Raw genomic sequence first — 19,081 nt, forward strand, 5'->3', positions numbered from 1 at the left:
TCCTGAATTTTCAGGATTTTTTTTAAGAATCAATTTAAAAGTAGTCTTCCTTCGGGAGGATTTTTTTATTTTTGACCTTTTCTGAATTAAATGTTATGGGTTAGAAGTTAAAAACTGAGTTTGTCTCAATTTAAAACCAGCCTAAACGCATAACGTATAACCCAAATAATTTATAACTATACAAAATGAGTAAAGTCGTTTTAATTACCGGAGGATCCTCGGGCATTGGAAAATCTATTGGTGAATTTTTGCATAAAAAAGGCTTCGTTGTATACGGAACCAGCCGAAATCCTGAAAAAGTACTTAATTCTGTTTTTCCTCTGGTTGCTTTAGATGTTCGAAATTCGCAATCTATTCATAGTGCTGTTTTTAAAATTATCGAAACTTCAGGGCGATTAGACATTGTTATTAATAATGCCGGAGTTGGAATCACAGGACCGTTGGAAGAAATTCCTATGGAAGAGATTAAAAACAACTTTGAAACGAACTTTTTTGGTCCAATTGAAGTAATGAAATCGGTTTTACCGCAAATGCGCAGTCAAAAATCAGGTTTGATTATCAATATCACGTCAATTGCGGCTTATATGGGACTTCCGTACAGAAGTGTATATTCGGCTTCAAAAGGTGCTTTGGAATTAATTACCGAAGCGTTGAGAATGGAAGTAAAGCAGTTTGGAATTGAAATTACCAATGTGGCGCCGGGCGATTTTGCTACCAATATTGCTTCCGGACGTTATCATGCTCCGGTTGTAAAAGGTTCGGCCTATGAAAAAGTTTACGAAGATACGCTTGCTGCAATGAACGAACATGTAGATGCAGGAAGTAACCCAAATGAAATGGCAGAAGCGATTTATAAAATTATGCAAAAGGAAAAACCAAAGGTTCATTACAAAGTTGGTGTATTTATGCAGAAGTTTTCGATCGTTTTAAAACGTGCACTTCCGGATAAAGTGTATGAGAAAATACTGATGAATCATTACAAGTTATAGAAAAATGTAAAAAATACACTTATTTATAACATATAAATTCAAAATGGTTTCTATTTTGAAAACGTTATTGATATTGATTTTGTAATTTTGTACCAGATTTTCCAGAAATGCTATTTCAGAAAAATTAAACAAATAAATACGAAACAAACCATTTTTAATTAAACAAATTATGAAATTTTTTATAGACACAGCTAATTTAGCTCAAATTAAAGAAGCACAGGCTTTAGGTGTTTTGGATGGTGTAACAACTAATCCGTCATTGATGGCAAAAGAAGGAATTACCGGAAAAAACAACATTTTAAAGCATTACGTAGATATCTGCAACCTTGTTGAAGGTGACGTAAGTGCCGAAGTAAATGCTCTTGACTACGAAGGCATGGTTAAAGAAGGCGAGGAGCTGGCTGAATTACATGAACAAATCGTTGTAAAACTTCCTATGACTAAGGAAGGTGTTATGGCAGCAAAATATTTTTCAGATAAAGGAATCAAAACAAACGTAACACTTGTGTTCTCTGTTGGACAGGCTATTTTAGCGGCAAAAGCAGGTGCTACTTATGTTTCTCCGTTCGTAGGGCGTTTAGATGATATTTCTACAGACGGATTAAACTTAATTCAGGAAATTAGAGAAGTTTACGATAACTACGGTTACGAAACTCAAATTTTAGCAGCTTCTGTACGTCACACTATGCACATTGTAAACTGTGCTAAAATTGGTGCTGATGTTATGACAGGACCTCTTTCTGCAATTTACGGATTGTTGAAACACCCTTTAACAGATATTGGTTTAGCTCAGTTTGTTGCTGACTTCGAAAAAGGAAACAAGTAATCCTTAAATAGTTATAAAATTTAAATCGTCTTTTTCTATTAGAAAAAGACGATTTTTTTTACTTTTATATTAATCTTAAAACATTGATTATGAAAGTAGTAGTATTGTTTGTTTTTTGTTTTGTAATGTACTTGCCAATACAGGCGCAAACAGCTGAAGTTTTGACTAGTATAAATGATGCGGGTGATGTTGCAACGTATGAATTGGATTGTTCGGTAAAATTCCAAACTCTGGCAAAAGGTCTTCGGTACAATATTACCCGACACGAATTTAAAGGCCCTGAAATGAAAAACAGCTACAGACTGCTTTTGGTTATGGACGGCTTTTACTCGAAAACGCTCAATAAGGAGATGACGATCTCGGCAGTTTTAACTGACGGCACCGTTTTACAGGCAAAAAAGATCATCGAAGATGACGGTTTTTTTGATGGAGCCTGCACTTTGAAAATTAAAGACCCGCAAGCGCTTTTAAATGCTCACATCGAAAAAGTTATTGTGCATGCTGATAAAGATGTAGTTTATACAATATCGGCGAAGAATCAGGCTGTTTTTAAAAAGAATCTGAGTAATATTATCAATGCGAAGTAGGTGCTAAGGTTTTGAGTTACTAAAGCAGCTAATGTCTTTACTTTTGGATAAAAAAAATCCAAATCACAATTGGTAAAATTGTAATTTGGATTTTTTATATTGTTTTTTTATAACTTTTTTAGTGTCCTCCGCCTTCGCTTTCAACATGGCTGATACCTTGTTTTTTCAGGATTTTTGGGCAATAGAAACCGTAGAATCCTAAATAAGCAAAACCAAGAAGCGGTACTATATAAGAGAAATGTGTCCATGTAATTCCAAAGATTCCTCCAGGATGTGAAATGTCAAAATCACAAATACTTCCCTGAACTAATGGAACAACACCACCCCCTAAAATCATCATGATTAAGAAAGAAGATGCTTTTCCTGTGTTTTTTCCTAAACCTGCAATTGCTAAATCGAAGATTGAAGGCCACATAATAGATAAGAATAAACCTCCGGAGATGAAGAAGAATTTAGCGATTTCCGGATTTGGCCATACAAGGCCTAATACCATCATTAATAATCCTGAGATTCCAAAAAGCATTAAAGTTTTTCCGGCATTTTTACCTCCTACAAAACTTACCGCAATGAATAATAAAATCCAGATTGGGTAAATAAAGAATGAAGAAACATCGTGAGCAGCAAAAACGTTAGCTCCAATGATTACTCCAAAAGCAATAGCAGGAACAATGAATTTTAAAGCTGTATTTACCAGTTTAGAAGTATCAAATACGTTTACACCACCATTCCAGCGTCCGATCATTAAACTTCCCCAATATAAGGCGATAAACGGCGCAATGGCATCTTCTAAAACATTACCAAACTCGTTTGTATGTAATAAAGCAGGTAAATTACTGATGATCGTTACTTCTGTTCCTACGTAAATGAAAATTCCAAGCATTCCAAGATATAGTTGTGGATAATCCAGGATGTTGAATTTACTGTGTTTGTCTTTTATGACAGCCTCTTCTTGTTTTTCAGGATCTTCGATTTTAGAAAAATTCATGAAAACCGCTACTGCAATAAATGCAAGACCAAGAATGATAAAAGGTAATTTAATATCTTCTAGAGAAAGAGCTGTTTTTTTATTATCTCCCATTCCGAATAAAGCGATCCCTAATAAAATAGCTCCAATTGTGGTTCCGAATGAGTTGATACCTCCGGCTAGTGTTAAGCGGTGTGCCCCTGTGTTTGGACTTCCCATTTTAATGGCCAAAGGATTTGCTACAATCTGTTGAATTGAGAAACCTAAACCTACGGTAAACAAAGCAGTCAGGAAGAATGGAAAGCTCTCCATTGTAGCAGCAGGAATAAATAAAAAGGATCCAACTGCCGAAAGAACTAAACCAGCTGAAAGTGTTTTTTTGTATCCAAATTTTTGAAGTACATCTAATTTTAAAGAAACTAAAAAGAAGATAATAGATCCCACGAAATACGCAGCATAAAATGCCCACGCAACTAACTGCGACTGTACCTGCGACAGGGTAAAAACTTTTTTGAATACCGGTATCAGGATATCATTGGCAGACCCAACAAACCCCCAAAAGAAGAAGACGATTATCAATGAGATAAACTGCCCCCATTTGGTTTGCACATTTTCTGAACTCATAATTGTAATAAGGTTAATTTTTAATAAAAATTGTTTTTTGAAGACCGTAAATATATTTGTTACAGAAGTCAAAAAAAAATTATTGATTGAAAATAATGTTAAATTTAAACCAACAACATCATTTAATCAACAATGTGTTAATTTATACAGAGTTAGAAAAGTAAAAAGTTTATTCGAGAATCCTGTTTTTTACGTCTTTACTGTAATTTCGGCCTATCGGAATGGTGTAAGACTGGATTTGAATGCGGTTTCCTTCGATAGATTTGACTTTATTAAGCGCGATTACATATGATTTATGAATGCGGAGAAAGCGGTCAGCCGGCAATTCTTCAGATAATGAGGTTAAAGATTTGTGCGTAATGTAGGTTTTGTCAGCTGTTACGACTTTTATATATTCTTTCATTCCTTCAACAAAAAGAATTTCCTCAATATTAATTTTCATCATCTTTTTATCTACTTTAATAAAAATATGTGAATCACCTTTTGAGGTATCAATTTTAATGTTGTTTTTTAAATTATATTCGGTTGTAATCTTATTGATGCACTTAATAAATCGCGGAAGCGGAATGGGTTTTACTAAATAATCCAGAACATCAAGATCGTAACTTTCTGCAGCAAATTCCCTAAAAGCGGTTGTAATAATTACTTTAGTTTTATTTTCGATTAAACTGATCAGCTCAAAACCAGTCATCATAGGCATATTAATATCCAGAAAAACGGCATCAACAGGAGTGCTGTTTATAAAATCAAGCGCTTCCAGAGAATTATTGAATGTGCCTGTAACCTCAAAATCTGTAAAATTGGTAAAATAATTCTGCAGGACTTTAATCGCTAAAGGTTCATCATCAATCAATACACATTTAATTTTCATTATGAATTGGTATTTGCAAACGGATTATGTAGTAATTTAATTTTGTTGTGTCTGTTAAACTGAAATGATTTTTGTAAATTAATTTTAGTCGCTTCTTTGTATTAACTAAACCAATGCCGCCTTTTGATTTACGATTTTGTGAAATTACAAAATTATTTAGGATTTCAAAGTATAACATTTTGTTGTCGATAACTTTACAGTTTATCTTAATTTTAAAATTATTGTTGTTGACACCGCCGTGTTTAAAGGCATTTTCGACGAGAGAAATAAAAATAAGAGGCGGTACAACGACATCTTCAATATTTGATTCCAGATTAATGGTTACTTCTACATTCTCAAAACGAAGTTTTTCTATCTCGATATAATTCTGAATATAATCAATTTCTTTAATCAGCGGGACAAATTTGGTTCCTTTCACATCATAAAGAACATATTCCATTAAATTTGAAAGTTTGATTATTACATCCGGAACTTTATCAGAGGATTCAAGAGATAATGCATATAAATTGTTTAAAGTATTAAAGAAAAAATGCGGCTGAATCTGGTTTTCCAGATATTTCAGTTTGATTTTAAACTGATTTTCTCTCAGCGAACGGTTTCTTTCTCTTTCCCGAAGCCAGGTCAAAGTGAGGTAAACAGAAGATGCCATTGCCAGGACATACAATTCACCAATACAAACTGCTACAATATGATTTATTTCAAACGGATGATATTCGCGGTTTGCTTCAGGCCATATATTTTCGGATACAATGTAATAGGTTAGGGCAGTTTTTAGTAAATAAATTCCAAACAGACTTACAATTAATGACAGTGTGTAGGTGATATATTTTTGTTTAAGAACATATTTTGGAACCAGGACAAAAAGGTTAAAATATACTAACGGAATATGCAGTGAAAACTCAATTAAATTCGATTTGAATGAATACGGATAGTCATTAAAATACGCCCCCCAGCGTAAAAAATTGAGAGTGAAATATGCACCCCAAAACCAAATATGGTTCTGAAGTTTTATATTAAATTTTAATTTTTGAATTTCTTTCAATTTTTATTTTAACGTTTTATTATTACTAAAAATCGCGATTGTAATTATTGTGCAACTTTACATAATTAGTTGCTAAAACACAATTCTTTTGAATAAATTTTTATGTTTAAAGCTTATTAATATTTTATTTAAATAGTATATCGTTTTCGTACAGCGTATTATTGAATGATTTATGTCGTTCGTTTAAGCTTTAGAGTTGTTTGTATAAATTATTTTTTTTAACAATACCTTAACGATAAATTTACCCGTAACTAATCAAAACCATGATAAAAATGAAACAAAGTATGTTAATCCTTATGATTGCTTTTATTTCGCAGGTTTCGCTTGCACAGGTAAAAACAATCAAAGGTTTGGTAAGTGATCAAAACGGATTGCCTCTGCCGGGAGTAAGTATTATTATCCAGGGTACTAAAACGGCAAGTCAGACCGATTTTGATGGTAAGTATGCGATTCAGGCATCTGCAGGAGATGTTTTGATTTTTTCGTATATTGGAATTAAGACTAAATCAGTAACAGTTGGCTCTTCACCTGTTTTAGATGTTGTGTTAAGTCAGGATACACAAAATTTAAATGAAGTAGTAGTTACTGCGTTAGGGATTAAGAGACAAAAGAAAGAACTGGGTTATGCTGTTCAGGATGTCAAAGGAGACCAGCTGAACAAAGTTATTACAACAAATGTAACGACAGCTCTTTCTGGTAAAGTTGCTGGTGTCGATGTTTCGATTCCGGCTACAGGAGTTGCAGGCTCCACACGTGTTATTATTAGAGGTATTTCGAGTATTGGCGAAAGTAATCAGCCTCTTTATATAGTAGACGGTGTTCCTATTGATAACTCAGGTTTGTCAAATGATGCGGCGGCAACCAGCAAATGGTTTGACGGAAGAGATAATGGTGATGGTATTTCGAGTATTAACCCCAATAACATCGAAAGTTTATCGGTTCTAAAAGGAGCAGCCGCAGCCGCTTTGTACGGATCACGAGCTTTGAACGGTGTAATTTTGATTACAACCAAAAAAGGAAGTAAAGGAAAACTAAAAGTAGAGCTTACAAGCGGTGTTAGTTTTGACCGCGTAAATGCGAAATACAGCGATTTTCAAACTGAATACGGAACGGGATCAAACGGTATTCTGCCGGATCCCACAAGAGCTCCTACTGAAATTTATACGAGTACAACAAATGCCTGGGGGCCTAAGTTTTCTGAAACTCCGGGACAGCAGGTTAAAATTTTCGATGGTTCTATGAGGCCTTACGAAAGAGTAGAGAATAATATTCAGGATTTTTTCAGAACAGGATTTACTACCACAAACGGGATTTCATTATCTGCCGGAAGTGACAATGCTTTCATCCGCTTTGGATATAATAACCTGAATAACGATGATGTTATACCGGGTTCCGGCTTAGAGCGAAATGATGCCAGTTTGAACGGTACTATTAAATCAGATAAATTTACTTTGGATGCGAATGTGAATTATGTGATTGAAAATACAGAAAACAGACCTGGTTTAGGAGATTCTCCAAACAACGTTGGGTATTCATTAAGCGGTCTGGCGCCTAATATCGATCAGGCATGGCTGAAGAATTATAAAAATCAGGAAACAGGACAGATTTATCCGTGGAATAATAATGTCTACTTGCTGAATCCTTATTTTACAACACAGGAAAATCATAACTCTTCTAAGAAAAATCGTTTCATGGGGAATGTTACCGGTACCTATCAGTTTAAAAAATGGGCTGCTTTAACCTTTAGAACAGGTCTCGATACTTATACTTTTAATGCTAAAGATTTCATGGCAGCAGGAAGTACATGGCCGGGAAGAGATGAAGGATATTTAGGTCTGGACAACATCAATGTATCTGAAATGAATACTGATATCATTGCGACTTTCAGCGAAATAAAACTGGCACAAGACTTAACTTTTTCAGGAATTTTAGGTGCTGGACGCAGAGATTTCAGAAGAGATCAGAACTCAAGATTTGGAACTAAGTTAATCGAACCAGGAACAGAATACATCAGTAATTTTGTTAATATAACTGAAAATGCTCCTGTAGTAACCAAAACCAGAACAAATTCAGTGTATGGTTCTGCAAAGTTTGATTACAAAGGATATTTATATGCTGAATTTACAGGAAGAAATGACTGGTTCAGTGTAATTAATAAAGACGCGTTTTATCCGGCAGCTTCATTAGGATTTGTATTTTCAGATGCTTTTAATTTACAAGGAGATACGTTTAATTACGGAAAATTCAGAGCTTCATGGGCAGAAGTTTCAAATGCGCCGGGAGCTTATAAAAATGCTTTAAATTATACCACTTTCTCATCTTACGACGGACAAAGTGTGGTGAATATCAAAAATACATCGGCACCAAATCCAAACCTTACGTACCAGTCAAAAAGAGGAATCGAATTTGGTTTTGAAACCGGATTTTTCAAAAACAGGTTAAGAGCTGATATTACAGTTTATCGTGAAGATACTTCAGATCAAACCCTTGATTTGGCCTCTTCTGCAACATCAGGATATGAGTTTATTTCGGTTAATGCCGGAAAATTACGAAATGAAGGTATTGAGATTTTCTTATCCGGTACGCCAATTAAAACCAACAATTTTGAATGGGGAATAGATTTAAACTTCTCAAAAAACAAAAACTCTATTATTGCACTTCATCCTAATATTAACAGTTATGCGATTTCTGAAGCACGCTGGGCAGGGGCTGCAATTGTAGCTCAGGTTGGAGGTCAGTACGGAACGATCATAGGGCGTGATTTCTTACGAAATGAAGCAGGAGAAAAAATTGTTGCCTCAAACGGACTTCCGCTTTTTACAGATGAAAAAGTAGTATTAGGGAAAGGACTTCCGGACTGGTCAGCCGGTCTAACCAACAGATTTACATACAAAGGAGTTACACTTCAGTTTTTGATTGATATGAAGTTTGGTATGGATGTTTACTCAATGACAAATTCACTTGCTGCACAAAAAGGTCTTTTAGACATTACCACAGAAGGTCGTGACGCCTATAATCACGCAAGAGCCGAAGCCGCTGCAAATGATCCTGCTTTCGATCCTTCAACATGGGTTCCTACAGCAGGTTATGTAGCCGAAGGTGTTGTAAATACAGGAACGGCGGCTAATCCTGTTTATGTTAAAAATACCACTCCGGTTAACCCTCAAAATTATTGGAATACAGTTTTTAGCAATACACCGGCACCATTTATTTATGATGCATCTTATGTGAAATTAAGAGAGGTAAGTTTAGGATATAACATTCCGTCCAGCGTTTTCAGCGGTGCAAAAATCAGTTCTATTTATGTTTCGGCATTCGCCAGAAACTTACTGACTTTCAATAAAGATCTTCCAAATGTTGACCCGGAATCTATGTATACTTCTGGTAACGGACAAGGATTTGAATATGGTTCACTTCCATTTAGACAATCGTATGGATTTAATATTAAAGTTGCATTCTAAAAAAAGAAATTATGAAATTTAAAGAAATAGTAATAATCATCGCGGTTCTGTTTACCATTGCAGGCTGTACAGAAGATTTTGATGAACTGGGCAAAGATCCTGTAGCGTTGTCTGCAAATCCGGCAGGACAGCTTACTTTTACCCAATTGTGTATGTCAGGTGACGGTTTTTACCAATGGAGAGCAAATTTAATTTATTCCGGAGGTTTTGTGCAGCATTATGCAGGAGCCTGGAATGTAACCGAATTTGGAAGTAAGTTTAAAAAAGATGACGGTTACGCAACTGCGCTTTGGCGTAATGGTTATTCAAATGAGTTAAAAAATGTAGTAGACATTCTGGAGAAAACAAGCGGTGATCCAGCAGCATCTAATATGAATGCAGTCGCCAAAATTATGAAAGTAATGGTAGCTCAGCGCATAACGGATCTTTATGGTGATATTCCGTATTCTGAAGCCGGATTAGGATTCTCAAAAGGAATCGTAACGCCTAAGTATGACAAACAGGAAGATATTTACAATGCTTTCTTTGCTGAATTAGATGAAGCTTACAAACAGTTAAATTCGAATGGCGGTACTGTAAAAGGAGATCTTTTTTATAAAGGTGATATCACAAAATGGAAAAAACTGGCTAATACACTACGACTTCGTCTTGGTATGAGAATTTCTGAAGTAAAACCTGCAGAAGCAGAAAAACAGGTAAAAGCAGCGCTTCAGAACGGTGTTTTCGAAAGCAATGCCGACAACTGTATTATGCGTCATCTGGATGCGACATTTAACGATAATCCAGCTTCAATTGATTTTAGAGGAAACGGATTGGCTTATGCTCTTGTTGGTAATGAACACGGAGATCACTTTAGTACACTCGTAATAGATTTTCTGAAAAATAACAACGATCCAAGATTGACTATGTACGCTACACCAAAAACTACCAGTGGTCTTGCATATGGAGGCCCAATACAGCCGGGAGAATCATTGTATGAAGGCGTTAAACCAGGACTTTTTCAATGGGAAGTTCCAATGGGAGCGAGCTCAACTTCTGGAATTCAGGGGTATTTTAAACAGAAAACAACACCGTTTCTTCACGTAAGTTATTCAGAAACACAATTATTGCTTGCAGAAGCCGCTTACAGAGGATGGATTTCCGGTTCGGCTGCAGATTATTATAGAAAAGGAGTTGAGGCAGGAATTAAACAACTGGAAATTTATGGTGCCGCACCAGCCAGTCAGGCTAGTATAGATGCCTATTTAAATGCCAAGCCGTTAACAGCGGGACAGGAGAAAGTGCAGATTGCCACACAGCTTTGGATCACTTATATCTTTAATAGTATAGAAGCGTATTCAAACTGGAGAAGAACAGGATTACCGCAGTTAGTTCCTATTACCAATCCTGATTCTGAAACAGGAGGTATAACGCCAACCCGTTTGTACTATCCTAACGATGAAATGCAGAAGAATGAAGCCAATTACATGGAAGCTTTATCGCGAATGGGCGGAAAGAATGACTGGCTGAATAAAGTCTGGTGGGATGTAAACTAAAAAATCCTAAAATATATAGTTATGCCTGATGAGGTGTTTTTGAATCTAATTAAATTTAAAAATTATGATAAAAAATAAAGCCTTATTAGGCATACTTTTTTTTCTAAGTTCTCTGTTTACAGCCTATGGCTCTCAGGGAGAAAATAAAACAGCCCCGGAAATCCGAAAAACAAAAACAGCACGAGTGGTAGGCTATTTGTCTTCGGACAGTTTTAGCAGAATCACTTTTATTGAATTTTGCAGGCTGACTCATCTTAATATTGCATTTGCCAATCCGGATAAACAAGGAAATCTAATTTTTAATGGAGATATTGATGCTGTGGTTACATACGCAAAATCGGTTAATCCAAATATTAAAATAAGCATTTCACTTGCGGGAGGTGTAATTTCGTCAGAACAGGCATTCAATTGGGCATGGTGTATTGATAAACCGGAAAATCGTTCTGTGTTAATTCAGAATATTAAAAAATTTGTTGAAACTCATAATTTAGACGGAGTAGATGTAGATTTAGAGTGGGGTGCCGTAACTTCTGGATACAGCGATTTTGTGATTGATTTAAGAAAGTCTCTGCCTGTTGGTAAATTAATAACAGCGGCATTACCCAATACTACCCGATTCGAGGCTGTAAACAATACAGCTTTGAACACCTTTGACTTTATCAATATCATGGCCTATGACAGCACAGGTCCCTGGAGTCCAAATAAAAAAGAGCAGCACAGTTCCTTGGAATTTGCAAAAGAAGGCGTAGAATTTTGGCACAAACTTCAAAATGTGCCCAGTGATAAACTGACATTAGGAGTACCTTTTTATGGTTATGATTTTACATCAGAAACGGTTACAAGTGCTGCATACAGTGAAATTGTCGCAGCAGGATCGCAATTTGCAGATCAGGACGAAGCAGGCATGATGTATTATAATGGAAGGTCCACAATTGAGCGAAAAGTTGAATTTGCATCACAAAATGCAGGAGGTATAATGATTTGGGAACTCGCTCAGGATTCGTTTGATAAATATTCCTTACTGAATGTTATTCATAAAAAATATACTTCACTAAAAACGAAAACATCCGGTTTATGTGGTAATTAAAAAATCTTTAGATTTTAAATTTAGAAAGCATTTTATTTCTTACAATTTTAACGTGTTAAAAAGAAGTAAAATGCTTTTATGTTATTAAATAGCAGAGTAATAGATTGTTGTGTGTTTTTTAAAAATTATCATAAAAAACGCGTAAAGCTTGAATAAACTTGTTGTAAATGGGATATATTGTGCTTTTAATAGAAATGAAAACGTTTTCGTGAAGCGGATTATTGAACGATTTATGTCGTTGGTTTAAAAAAAAAGGCTGTTTGTATAATATATTTTTTTTAACAATACCTTAAGAATAATTTTACGACATAACTAACAAAATAATTAAACATGAAAAAATTTTTCTTAATCTTTATGATTGCTTTTACGGCGCAGGTAACGCTTGCACAGGTAAAAAGTGTCAAAGGTGTGATTACAGATGCTGATGGGATGCCGCTTCCTGGTGCATCTGTTGCTGTACAAGGAGGTCAAAAAGGTGCTACAACCGATTTTGACGGATTGTATTCAATAGAAGTACAAAAAGGGCAAACATTAGTATTTAGTTATGTAGGCCTTGAAACACAGTCAATTGTTGTAGGAGATGCTGCTACAATTAATGTGAAAATGCAGGTAGCAGCTTCAAATGCTCTGAGCGAAGTTGTTGTAACTTCTCTTGGTATCAAGAAAACAAGAAAGTCTTTGACTTACGCTGCTCAGGAACTTAAAGGTGAGGAATTAACTCGTGTAAAAGATGCCAACGTTATCAATACAATTGCAGGTAAAATTGCCGGTGTTGCCGTAACAAAAAGTTCAGGAGGTACAGGAGGTTCTACAAAAGTAGTAATTCGTGGTAACTCTTCGATCATGAACAGCCAGCCACTTTACGTTATTGATGGTATTCCTATGTATAATGGTACTTCAAATCAACAAGGTAATACAAATGCATCAAATGATTCATTTGGTAGTACTGCTGGAGGTAACCGTGACGGAGGAGATGTTATTTCTTTGATTAATCCAGACGACTACGAAGGAATGACTGTACTTAAAGGTGCGGCAGCTTCTGTATTATACGGGTCACAAGGAGCAAATGGGGTTATTTTATTGTCTTCTAAAAAAGTTAAAGAAAACACAGGAAATTTAGCTGTTTCTTCTGTTACTACTTTTGAATCTGTTCATTCATTACCAAAATTACAGTATGAATATGGAACGGCAAATGCACAAAAATCTTGGGGAGGAAAAGTACAATCAAATGATTTTGTAAAAGATTTTTTTAATACAGGTGTAACACAAATTACTTCTGCTGCTTTTACAACTGGATCTGATGTTTCTTCAACAAGTATATCTTACTCTAATACTACAGCTTCAGGAGTTATTGAAGGTAATGGGTTAAAGAAAAACAACTTTGGAATTCGCCAGACAGGTAAGTTTTTCAATAATAAATTAACTGTTTCTGCTGATGCAAAATATACATCGCAAACAATTAACAACAGACCTGTAAACGGACTTTACTCAAACCCATTAACGGGAGTTTATTTGTTCCAAAGAGGAAATGACTTTAATTATTATAAAGATAATTTCGAAACATTTATTCCTTCTAGAAACCTATATGGTCAAAACTTTTACAGCGCGCCAAATGCTGATATTTATGTTCAGAATCCTTATTGGTTAATCAACAGAAATAAATCTATTGACAAAGACAATTTCTTCAACGGAAATTTAGCTGTAGAATACAAAGCAAACAATTGGTTAAGTATTGCTGCAAGATATAGCTACAATAGAGTTGAAAATGAGTATGATAAAAAGATTTATGCTACAACCAATACTTCTTTATCTAATATAAACGGTAGATATATAAACGTTGCTAATTTAAGCACACAGCGTTACGGAGATTTGATTGCTAAAATTAATACTAATTTCAACGAAGATTTTAGCTTTAATGCTATTGTAGGAGCAAGTATCAATAACACATTAGCAAATCAATCGACTACTTTAGATTCTGGTATTGTTGGAGGACTTGTAAATGCTAACTTGTTTACTTTAGGGAATTTTGCCAGCGCAAGTGGTTTAGATAACTTAAGCCTTCAGGCTACAGGCTCATCAAGAGAGGTTCAATCAATTTTTGCTTCTGCAACTTTTGGTTATAAAAACATGTTATATTTAGATGTTACAGGACGTAATGATTGGTCTTCTACTTTAGTAAATACTAATACTCAATCTTATTTTTATCCATCTGTAGGGGTTACTGCTCTTATTAGTGAAATGGCAACAATGCCAGAATGGATTAACTTTGGAAAAGTGAGAGGAACTTATGCCCAAGTGGGTAATGACGTTTCTGCTTTTGTAACTTCTCCAAAATCGACTATTCAAGGTGGTAATATTATCCCTCCTGTAGTAGGACCAAGAGCAGGTGAAGGATTAAAACCTGAATTGAAATCTGAATTTGAATTTGGTACCGAATGGAGAATGTTTAACAATAGATTAGGTTTCGAAATTTCGTACTACAACTCAGAAACTAAAAATCAATATATTCAAGTTCCTGCTCCGGCAACAAATCCTTACGGTTATACTTTCTACGGAATAAATGCAGGTAGTATTGCAAACCAAGGTATAGAGCTTGTTGTTAGTGGAAAAATTATTGAGGGACAAAAATTCTCATGGGAAACTATGGTAAATTATTCTCACAATAAAAATAAAGTAAAAGAAATTCCAGAAGAATTAGGAGGGCAAATTCCATTAACTCCTGTAAATAATATTAATTACAGATACTCTTTAACTGAAGGAAGACCATTTGGTGTTATTGAAGGAAAAGGTATCGTGAGAAATGATAAAGGGGAAATTGTTTTAGATGATAAAGGAAACTTAGCAGTTGAAGCTGATTTCCATGAAGTAGGTAATGCAAACCCTGATTTTATGTTAGGATGGTCAAACACATTCAAATTTGGTTCTTTTACAGCTAACATCTTAATCGATGGTCGTTTTGGAGGAGATGTAATGAGTATTACTGAAGGTATGAATGATTTTTATGGGGTATCAAAAAGATCTGCAGATGCTAGAAATGCTGGCGGTGTTGCTGTAAATGCAGTTATGCCTGATGGTACAAAAGTGAATAGAATAGATGCTCAAAAATACTATGAAGCTGTAGGTGGTCTTAACGGTGCTACTGCTGAGTATGTATATGATGCAACAAACGTAAGTTTAAGAGAGGTTTCGCTTGGATATACTTTTAATAAAAAAACATTACCATTTGTTAATACAGCAACTTTATCATTAATCGCAAGAAACTTATTCTTCTTTTATAAAGATGCACCATTCGATCCAAACATTGCTTTAAGTACAGGTCAGGGCTTACAAGGAGTTGATATTTATGGTTTACCATCAACAAGAAGTATTGGTCTTAATTTAAATGTAACTTTCTAATTAAAACATCATGAAAACAAATAATATAAAAAAATCACTAATTTGTCTTGGTCTTTTGACCTTAGTTGGTTGTACAGATAATTTTGACGAGATTAATAGTAATCCTGATGGTTTTACGCAAGAGGAACTAACACAAGATTTTAACCATATTAAAGGACCTTTTACTACGATGTTTGATAACGTTATGGTAAATGTGCCAGGGTGGAAATATCAGGTGGCTATTGATTTATCTGGTAATACTTGGGGTGGATATACTACAGCACCAGGTTTTGACGGTAATAATAACCTTTCTTATGCGCTTTCTGATAACTGGAACCTTTGGGGCTGGGAAGCTATTTACACTCAAGTAATGGCAAATTACTTAAAAGTTGAAGCTGCATCTAAAGGAAAATATGATGAGTTTTATGCTTTGGCAACAATAGTAAAAGTACAGACTTTGCATAAGGCAGCAGATTCATGGGGACCAATAGTTTATTCTAAATTAGGTACTACAGATGCAGCAATTGGTTATGATTCTCAAGAAGAAGCTTATGGCTTGATGTTTAAAGATTTAGATTTTGCTGTTGCGGAATTAACAAAAAGAATTGATGCAGGAGAAGCAAGTTCTTTTACCAAAATTGACCGTTCGACTTACAAAGGAGACTATACAAAATGGGTTAGATATGCAAACTCTTTACGTTTAAGATTAGCAATGCGTATTGTAAAAGCAAATCCAACATTAGCTAAAGCAGAGGCTGAAAAAGCAATTAGCCAAAAATTTGGTGTAATGACAGTAAATGCAGACAGCTTTATTGTGAATAAAGATGTTTCACAACACCCACTTAGAGTTGCTGCTTACGAATATAATGACAGCCGTATGTCTGCAGATATGGAGTCTATCATGGGAGGTTACAATGATCCTAGAATAAGTGTTTATTTTAAAACATCAGAAGAATTTCCTGGAGAATATAAAGGAATCCGTACAGGTGGTAATCTTGGTGATAAGTCAAAACACATTAAGTTTTCAAACTTTGGTAAGATAATAGATGAAGATAAACAAGTTGTTTGGTTAAATGCAGCTGAGATTTACTTCTTAAGAGCAGAAGGAGCTTTAAGAGGCTGGAACATGGGCGGTGATGCTGCAACATTCTACAAAGCAGGTATTACGGCTTCTTTTGAACAGCTTTCTGTAGGTGGTGCTGCTGACTATATTGTAAATAATGTAAAAACAGCTAAGGATTATGTAGATCCAGTTGCTCCGTTCAATAGCGGTTTAGCTGTGAATAAAGTAACTGTTGCTTGGGATGAAGCTGCAAGTAACGAAGTGAAATTGCAAAAAATTATTACTCAAAAATGGATTGCAAACTTCCCTGACGGCATGGAAGCTTGGGCTGAGCACCGTAGAACAGGTTATCCTAAATTATTACCAATTCTTAACAACCAAAGTGCTGGTGCGATTACTACTGAATTTGGTGTAAGAAGAATCAACTTTGTTTCTACTGAAAAAGATGGTAACCCTGAAGGTGTTAAAACAGGTATTGCAAAACTTGGAGGTCCTGATAACGGAGGAACCAGAACATGGTGGGACGTAAACGCTCCTAACTTCTAAAAAAAAACAAAAATAAATAGATTACAGATTTTAAGTTTGGTTAGCAAATGGTGTAAGCAATGCGAATTGCTTACGCCATTTCAAAAACCAAAATTGTATATACCAAAAACCAAAAAAAATGAAAAGTGCCTTAGAAATAAAACCTGATATCAGCTATAAGAGCGCCGGTAAATTTGAAGAAACAAGATTTGAGAAAATTCACAACGAAATCTTCAAAAGTTCTGCTGAAGCTTCGGTGATTGTAGCGCAGGAAATCGCTCAGTTAATTAGATCTAAGCAGGAAAAAAACAAATCTTGTGTGCTCGGTTTGGCAACAGGATCTTCTCCTATCAAAGTATATGAGGAGTTAGTTAGAATGCACAGAGAAGAAGGACTGAGTTTTAGCAATGTTATCACTTTTAATCTGGATGAATATTATCCAATGAATAGAGAGAACAATCAGAGCTATCATTATTTCATGCATCAGCATCTTTTTAATCATATCGATATTAAATCTGAAAATGTTAATATTCCTGATGGTACAGTTTCAATTGAAGAATTGAATCAGTACTGCATCGACTATGAAATGAATATTAAACAAGCGGGAGGGCTTGATTTCCAGCTGTTGGGAATTGGGCGTACAGGTCACGTAGGTTTCAACGAACCGGGATCACACATCAACTCGGGCACGCGAATTATTACTCTGGATCATATTACAAGAGTAGATGCTTCGTCAGATTTTAACGGGATAGATAATGTGCCAAAAAGAGCTATTACAATGGGGGTTTCTACGATCATGAGATCAAAGAGGATTGTATTAATGGCATGGGGACAAAACAAAGCAGATATCATCAAGAGAACTATTCAGGGTGATATCAGTTCTGAAGTTCCGGCAACCTTTTTACAAAACCATCCCAATGCGACTTTCGTTTTGGACCAGTCTGCCGCATCAGAATTAACCCGTTTTAAAACACCCTGGCTTGTTGGAGAATGCATCTGGACGCAAGAACTAAAAAGTAAAGCAATTGTGTGGCTTTGCCAGAAAACAAAACAATCTATTTTAAAGCTGACAGACCGTGATTACAACAACAACGGAATGTCTGATTTACTGGCACAGGAAGGTTCTGCTTACGATATGAATATCAATATGTTTAATATCTTACAGCACACTATTACAGGATGGCCGGGCGGAAAACCAAATACTGATGATTCGCATCGTCCTGAAAGAGCCAATCCCGCCAAAAAACGTGTGATTCTGTTTAGTCCGCATCCGGATGATGACGTGATTTCGATGGGGGGAACTTTTTCGAAACTGATAAAACAAGGTCATGATGTACATGTTGTATATCAAACCTCCGGAAATATAGCCGTTACAGACGATGAGGCGTTGAAGTTTGCCGAAGTATGTAATGATTTTGCAGGCGCTGATCTTCCTAAAGACATCAATTTCAAATCGGTAATTGAGTTTTTGAATAATAAATCAGAAAATCAGATTGATTCACTTGAAGTTCGAAAACTAAAAGGATTAATCAGAAGAAGAGAATCATACGCGGCAACAAGATACATCGGTTTAAAAGATGAAAACACACACTTTTTGGACCTTCCGTTTTATGAAACCGGACAGGTAAAAAAGAATCCGCTTGGACCTGAAGATATTGCAATTGTAAAAGATATTATTGCCAAAATAAAGCCACATCAGGTATTTGCCGCCGGAGATTTAGCAGATCCTCATGGAACGCACGAAGTCTGCTTAAACGCTATTTTTGCCGCCATGAAAGAATTAAAACCTGAAAAATACATGGACGACTGCTGGCTGTGGCTGTACAGAGGTGCGTGGCACGAGTGGGATATTCATGAAATCGATATGGCAGTACCGCTTTCTCCATCAGAAGTATTGCTGAAACGCCATGCGATTTTATACCATCAGTCTCAAAAAGACAGAGTTATGTTTCAGGGTAATGATTCCCGTGAATTCTGGGTTAGGGCAGAAGACCGAAATAAAAATACAGCAGTTCTATACGATGAATTAGGACTGGCAGAATACGAAGCTATTGAAGCTTTTAAACGTTTTGATTATTAAAGTTGTTTTAAAACCGATTCGGGTGAGAGCGAATCAAATTTTTCAAAATTCA

The 19,081-nt window shown here is 35.5% G+C and carries 12 protein-coding genes; 9 read left to right on the top strand and 3 right to left on the bottom strand.

All coding sequences use genetic code 11. The features are described from left to right. The first annotated feature begins 185 nt into the window (after positions 1-185). The 3 genes from OZP11_RS22530 (at position 186) to OZP11_RS22540 (ending at position 2,402) form a co-directional block, all read left to right on the top strand. Positions 186-989 (top strand): SDR family oxidoreductase, encoded by an 804-nt coding sequence (locus tag OZP11_RS22530; protein ID WP_281232732.1) that lies wholly within the window; start codon positions 186-188, stop codon positions 987-989. A 169-nt stretch (positions 990-1,158) separates the two neighbouring features. Beyond that, positions 1,159-1,815 carry a fructose-6-phosphate aldolase gene (gene fsa / locus OZP11_RS22535; protein WP_281232733.1) on the top strand — a complete coding sequence of 219 codons (657 nt, stop codon included), beginning with the start codon at positions 1,159-1,161 and terminating at the stop codon, positions 1,813-1,815. 89 nt (positions 1,816-1,904) lie between these two features. Then, positions 1,905-2,402: a hypothetical protein gene (locus OZP11_RS22540; protein WP_281232734.1), complete on the top strand. Its 498-nt coding sequence runs from the start codon at positions 1,905-1,907 to the stop codon at positions 2,400-2,402. A 118-nt stretch (positions 2,403-2,520) separates the two neighbouring features. Here the strand turns inward: OZP11_RS22540 and OZP11_RS22545 are convergent, their stop codons facing one another. From OZP11_RS22545 to OZP11_RS22555, 3 genes are all read right to left on the bottom strand, one after another. After that, positions 2,521-3,990 carry an MFS transporter gene (locus OZP11_RS22545; protein WP_281232735.1) on the bottom strand — a complete coding sequence of 490 codons (1,470 nt, stop codon included), beginning with the start codon at positions 3,988-3,990 and terminating at the stop codon, positions 2,521-2,523. A gap of 169 nt (positions 3,991-4,159) precedes the next feature. After that, positions 4,160-4,861: a LytR/AlgR family response regulator transcription factor gene (locus OZP11_RS22550; RefSeq protein ID WP_281232736.1), complete on the bottom strand. Its 702-nt coding sequence runs from the start codon at positions 4,859-4,861 to the stop codon at positions 4,160-4,162. Continuing rightward, positions 4,851-5,903 carry a sensor histidine kinase gene (locus OZP11_RS22555; RefSeq protein ID WP_281232737.1) on the bottom strand — a complete coding sequence of 351 codons (1,053 nt, stop codon included), beginning with the start codon at positions 5,901-5,903 and terminating at the stop codon, positions 4,851-4,853. The genes OZP11_RS22550 and OZP11_RS22555 overlap by 11 nt, the downstream gene beginning before the upstream one ends. Before the next feature lie 272 nt (positions 5,904-6,175). Between OZP11_RS22555 and OZP11_RS22560 the strand changes: the two genes are divergently transcribed. From OZP11_RS22560 to nagB, 6 genes are all read left to right on the top strand, one after another. Continuing rightward, positions 6,176-9,364: a SusC/RagA family TonB-linked outer membrane protein gene (locus tag OZP11_RS22560; protein WP_281232738.1), complete on the top strand. Its 3,189-nt coding sequence runs from the start codon at positions 6,176-6,178 to the stop codon at positions 9,362-9,364. An 11-nt stretch (positions 9,365-9,375) separates the two neighbouring features. After that, positions 9,376-10,899, top strand: coding sequence for a SusD/RagB family nutrient-binding outer membrane lipoprotein (locus OZP11_RS22565; RefSeq protein WP_281232739.1), 1,524 nt, complete (start codon positions 9,376-9,378; stop codon positions 10,897-10,899). A gap of 64 nt (positions 10,900-10,963) precedes the next feature. Further along, positions 10,964-11,986 (top strand): glycosyl hydrolase family 18 protein, encoded by a 1,023-nt coding sequence (locus OZP11_RS22570; RefSeq protein WP_281232740.1) that lies wholly within the window; start codon positions 10,964-10,966, stop codon positions 11,984-11,986. Positions 11,987-12,316: 330 nt separating this feature from the next. Continuing rightward, positions 12,317-15,382 (top strand): SusC/RagA family TonB-linked outer membrane protein, encoded by a 3,066-nt coding sequence (locus OZP11_RS22575; protein ID WP_281232741.1) that lies wholly within the window; start codon positions 12,317-12,319, stop codon positions 15,380-15,382. A 55-nt stretch (positions 15,383-15,437) separates the two neighbouring features. Further along, entirely contained in the window at positions 15,438-16,970 is a 1,533-nt protein-coding gene (locus OZP11_RS22580) for a RagB/SusD family nutrient uptake outer membrane protein (RefSeq protein ID WP_281232742.1), read from the top strand. A gap of 118 nt (positions 16,971-17,088) precedes the next feature. Then, entirely contained in the window at positions 17,089-19,029 is a 1,941-nt protein-coding gene (gene nagB, locus OZP11_RS22585) for a glucosamine-6-phosphate deaminase (protein WP_281232743.1), read from the top strand. The last annotated feature ends 52 nt before the right edge of the window (positions 19,030-19,081 follow it).

Source organism: Flavobacterium gelatinilyticum (assembly GCF_027111295.1).
Lineage (GTDB): Bacteria > Bacteroidota > Bacteroidia > Flavobacteriales > Flavobacteriaceae > Flavobacterium > Flavobacterium gelatinilyticum.

Coding starts and splice junctions, on each gene's coding strand:
- OZP11_RS22545 (WP_281232735.1), bottom strand. CDS start 3,990: ATGAGTTCAGAAAATGTGCAAACCAAATGGGGGCAGTTTATCTCATTG.
- OZP11_RS22540 (WP_281232734.1), top strand. CDS start 1,905: ATGAAAGTAGTAGTATTGTTTGTTTTTTGTTTTGTAATGTACTTGCCA.
- OZP11_RS22530 (WP_281232732.1), top strand. CDS start 186: ATGAGTAAAGTCGTTTTAATTACCGGAGGATCCTCGGGCATTGGAAAA.
- OZP11_RS22560 (WP_281232738.1), top strand. CDS start 6,176: ATGAAACAAAGTATGTTAATCCTTATGATTGCTTTTATTTCGCAGGTT.
- OZP11_RS22565 (WP_281232739.1), top strand. CDS start 9,376: ATGAAATTTAAAGAAATAGTAATAATCATCGCGGTTCTGTTTACCATT.
- OZP11_RS22550 (WP_281232736.1), bottom strand. CDS start 4,861: ATGAAAATTAAATGTGTATTGATTGATGATGAACCTTTAGCGATTAAA.
- OZP11_RS22575 (WP_281232741.1), top strand. CDS start 12,317: ATGAAAAAATTTTTCTTAATCTTTATGATTGCTTTTACGGCGCAGGTA.
- OZP11_RS22570 (WP_281232740.1), top strand. CDS start 10,964: ATGATAAAAAATAAAGCCTTATTAGGCATACTTTTTTTTCTAAGTTCT.
- fsa (WP_281232733.1), top strand. CDS start 1,159: ATGAAATTTTTTATAGACACAGCTAATTTAGCTCAAATTAAAGAAGCA.
- nagB (WP_281232743.1), top strand. CDS start 17,089: ATGAAAAGTGCCTTAGAAATAAAACCTGATATCAGCTATAAGAGCGCC.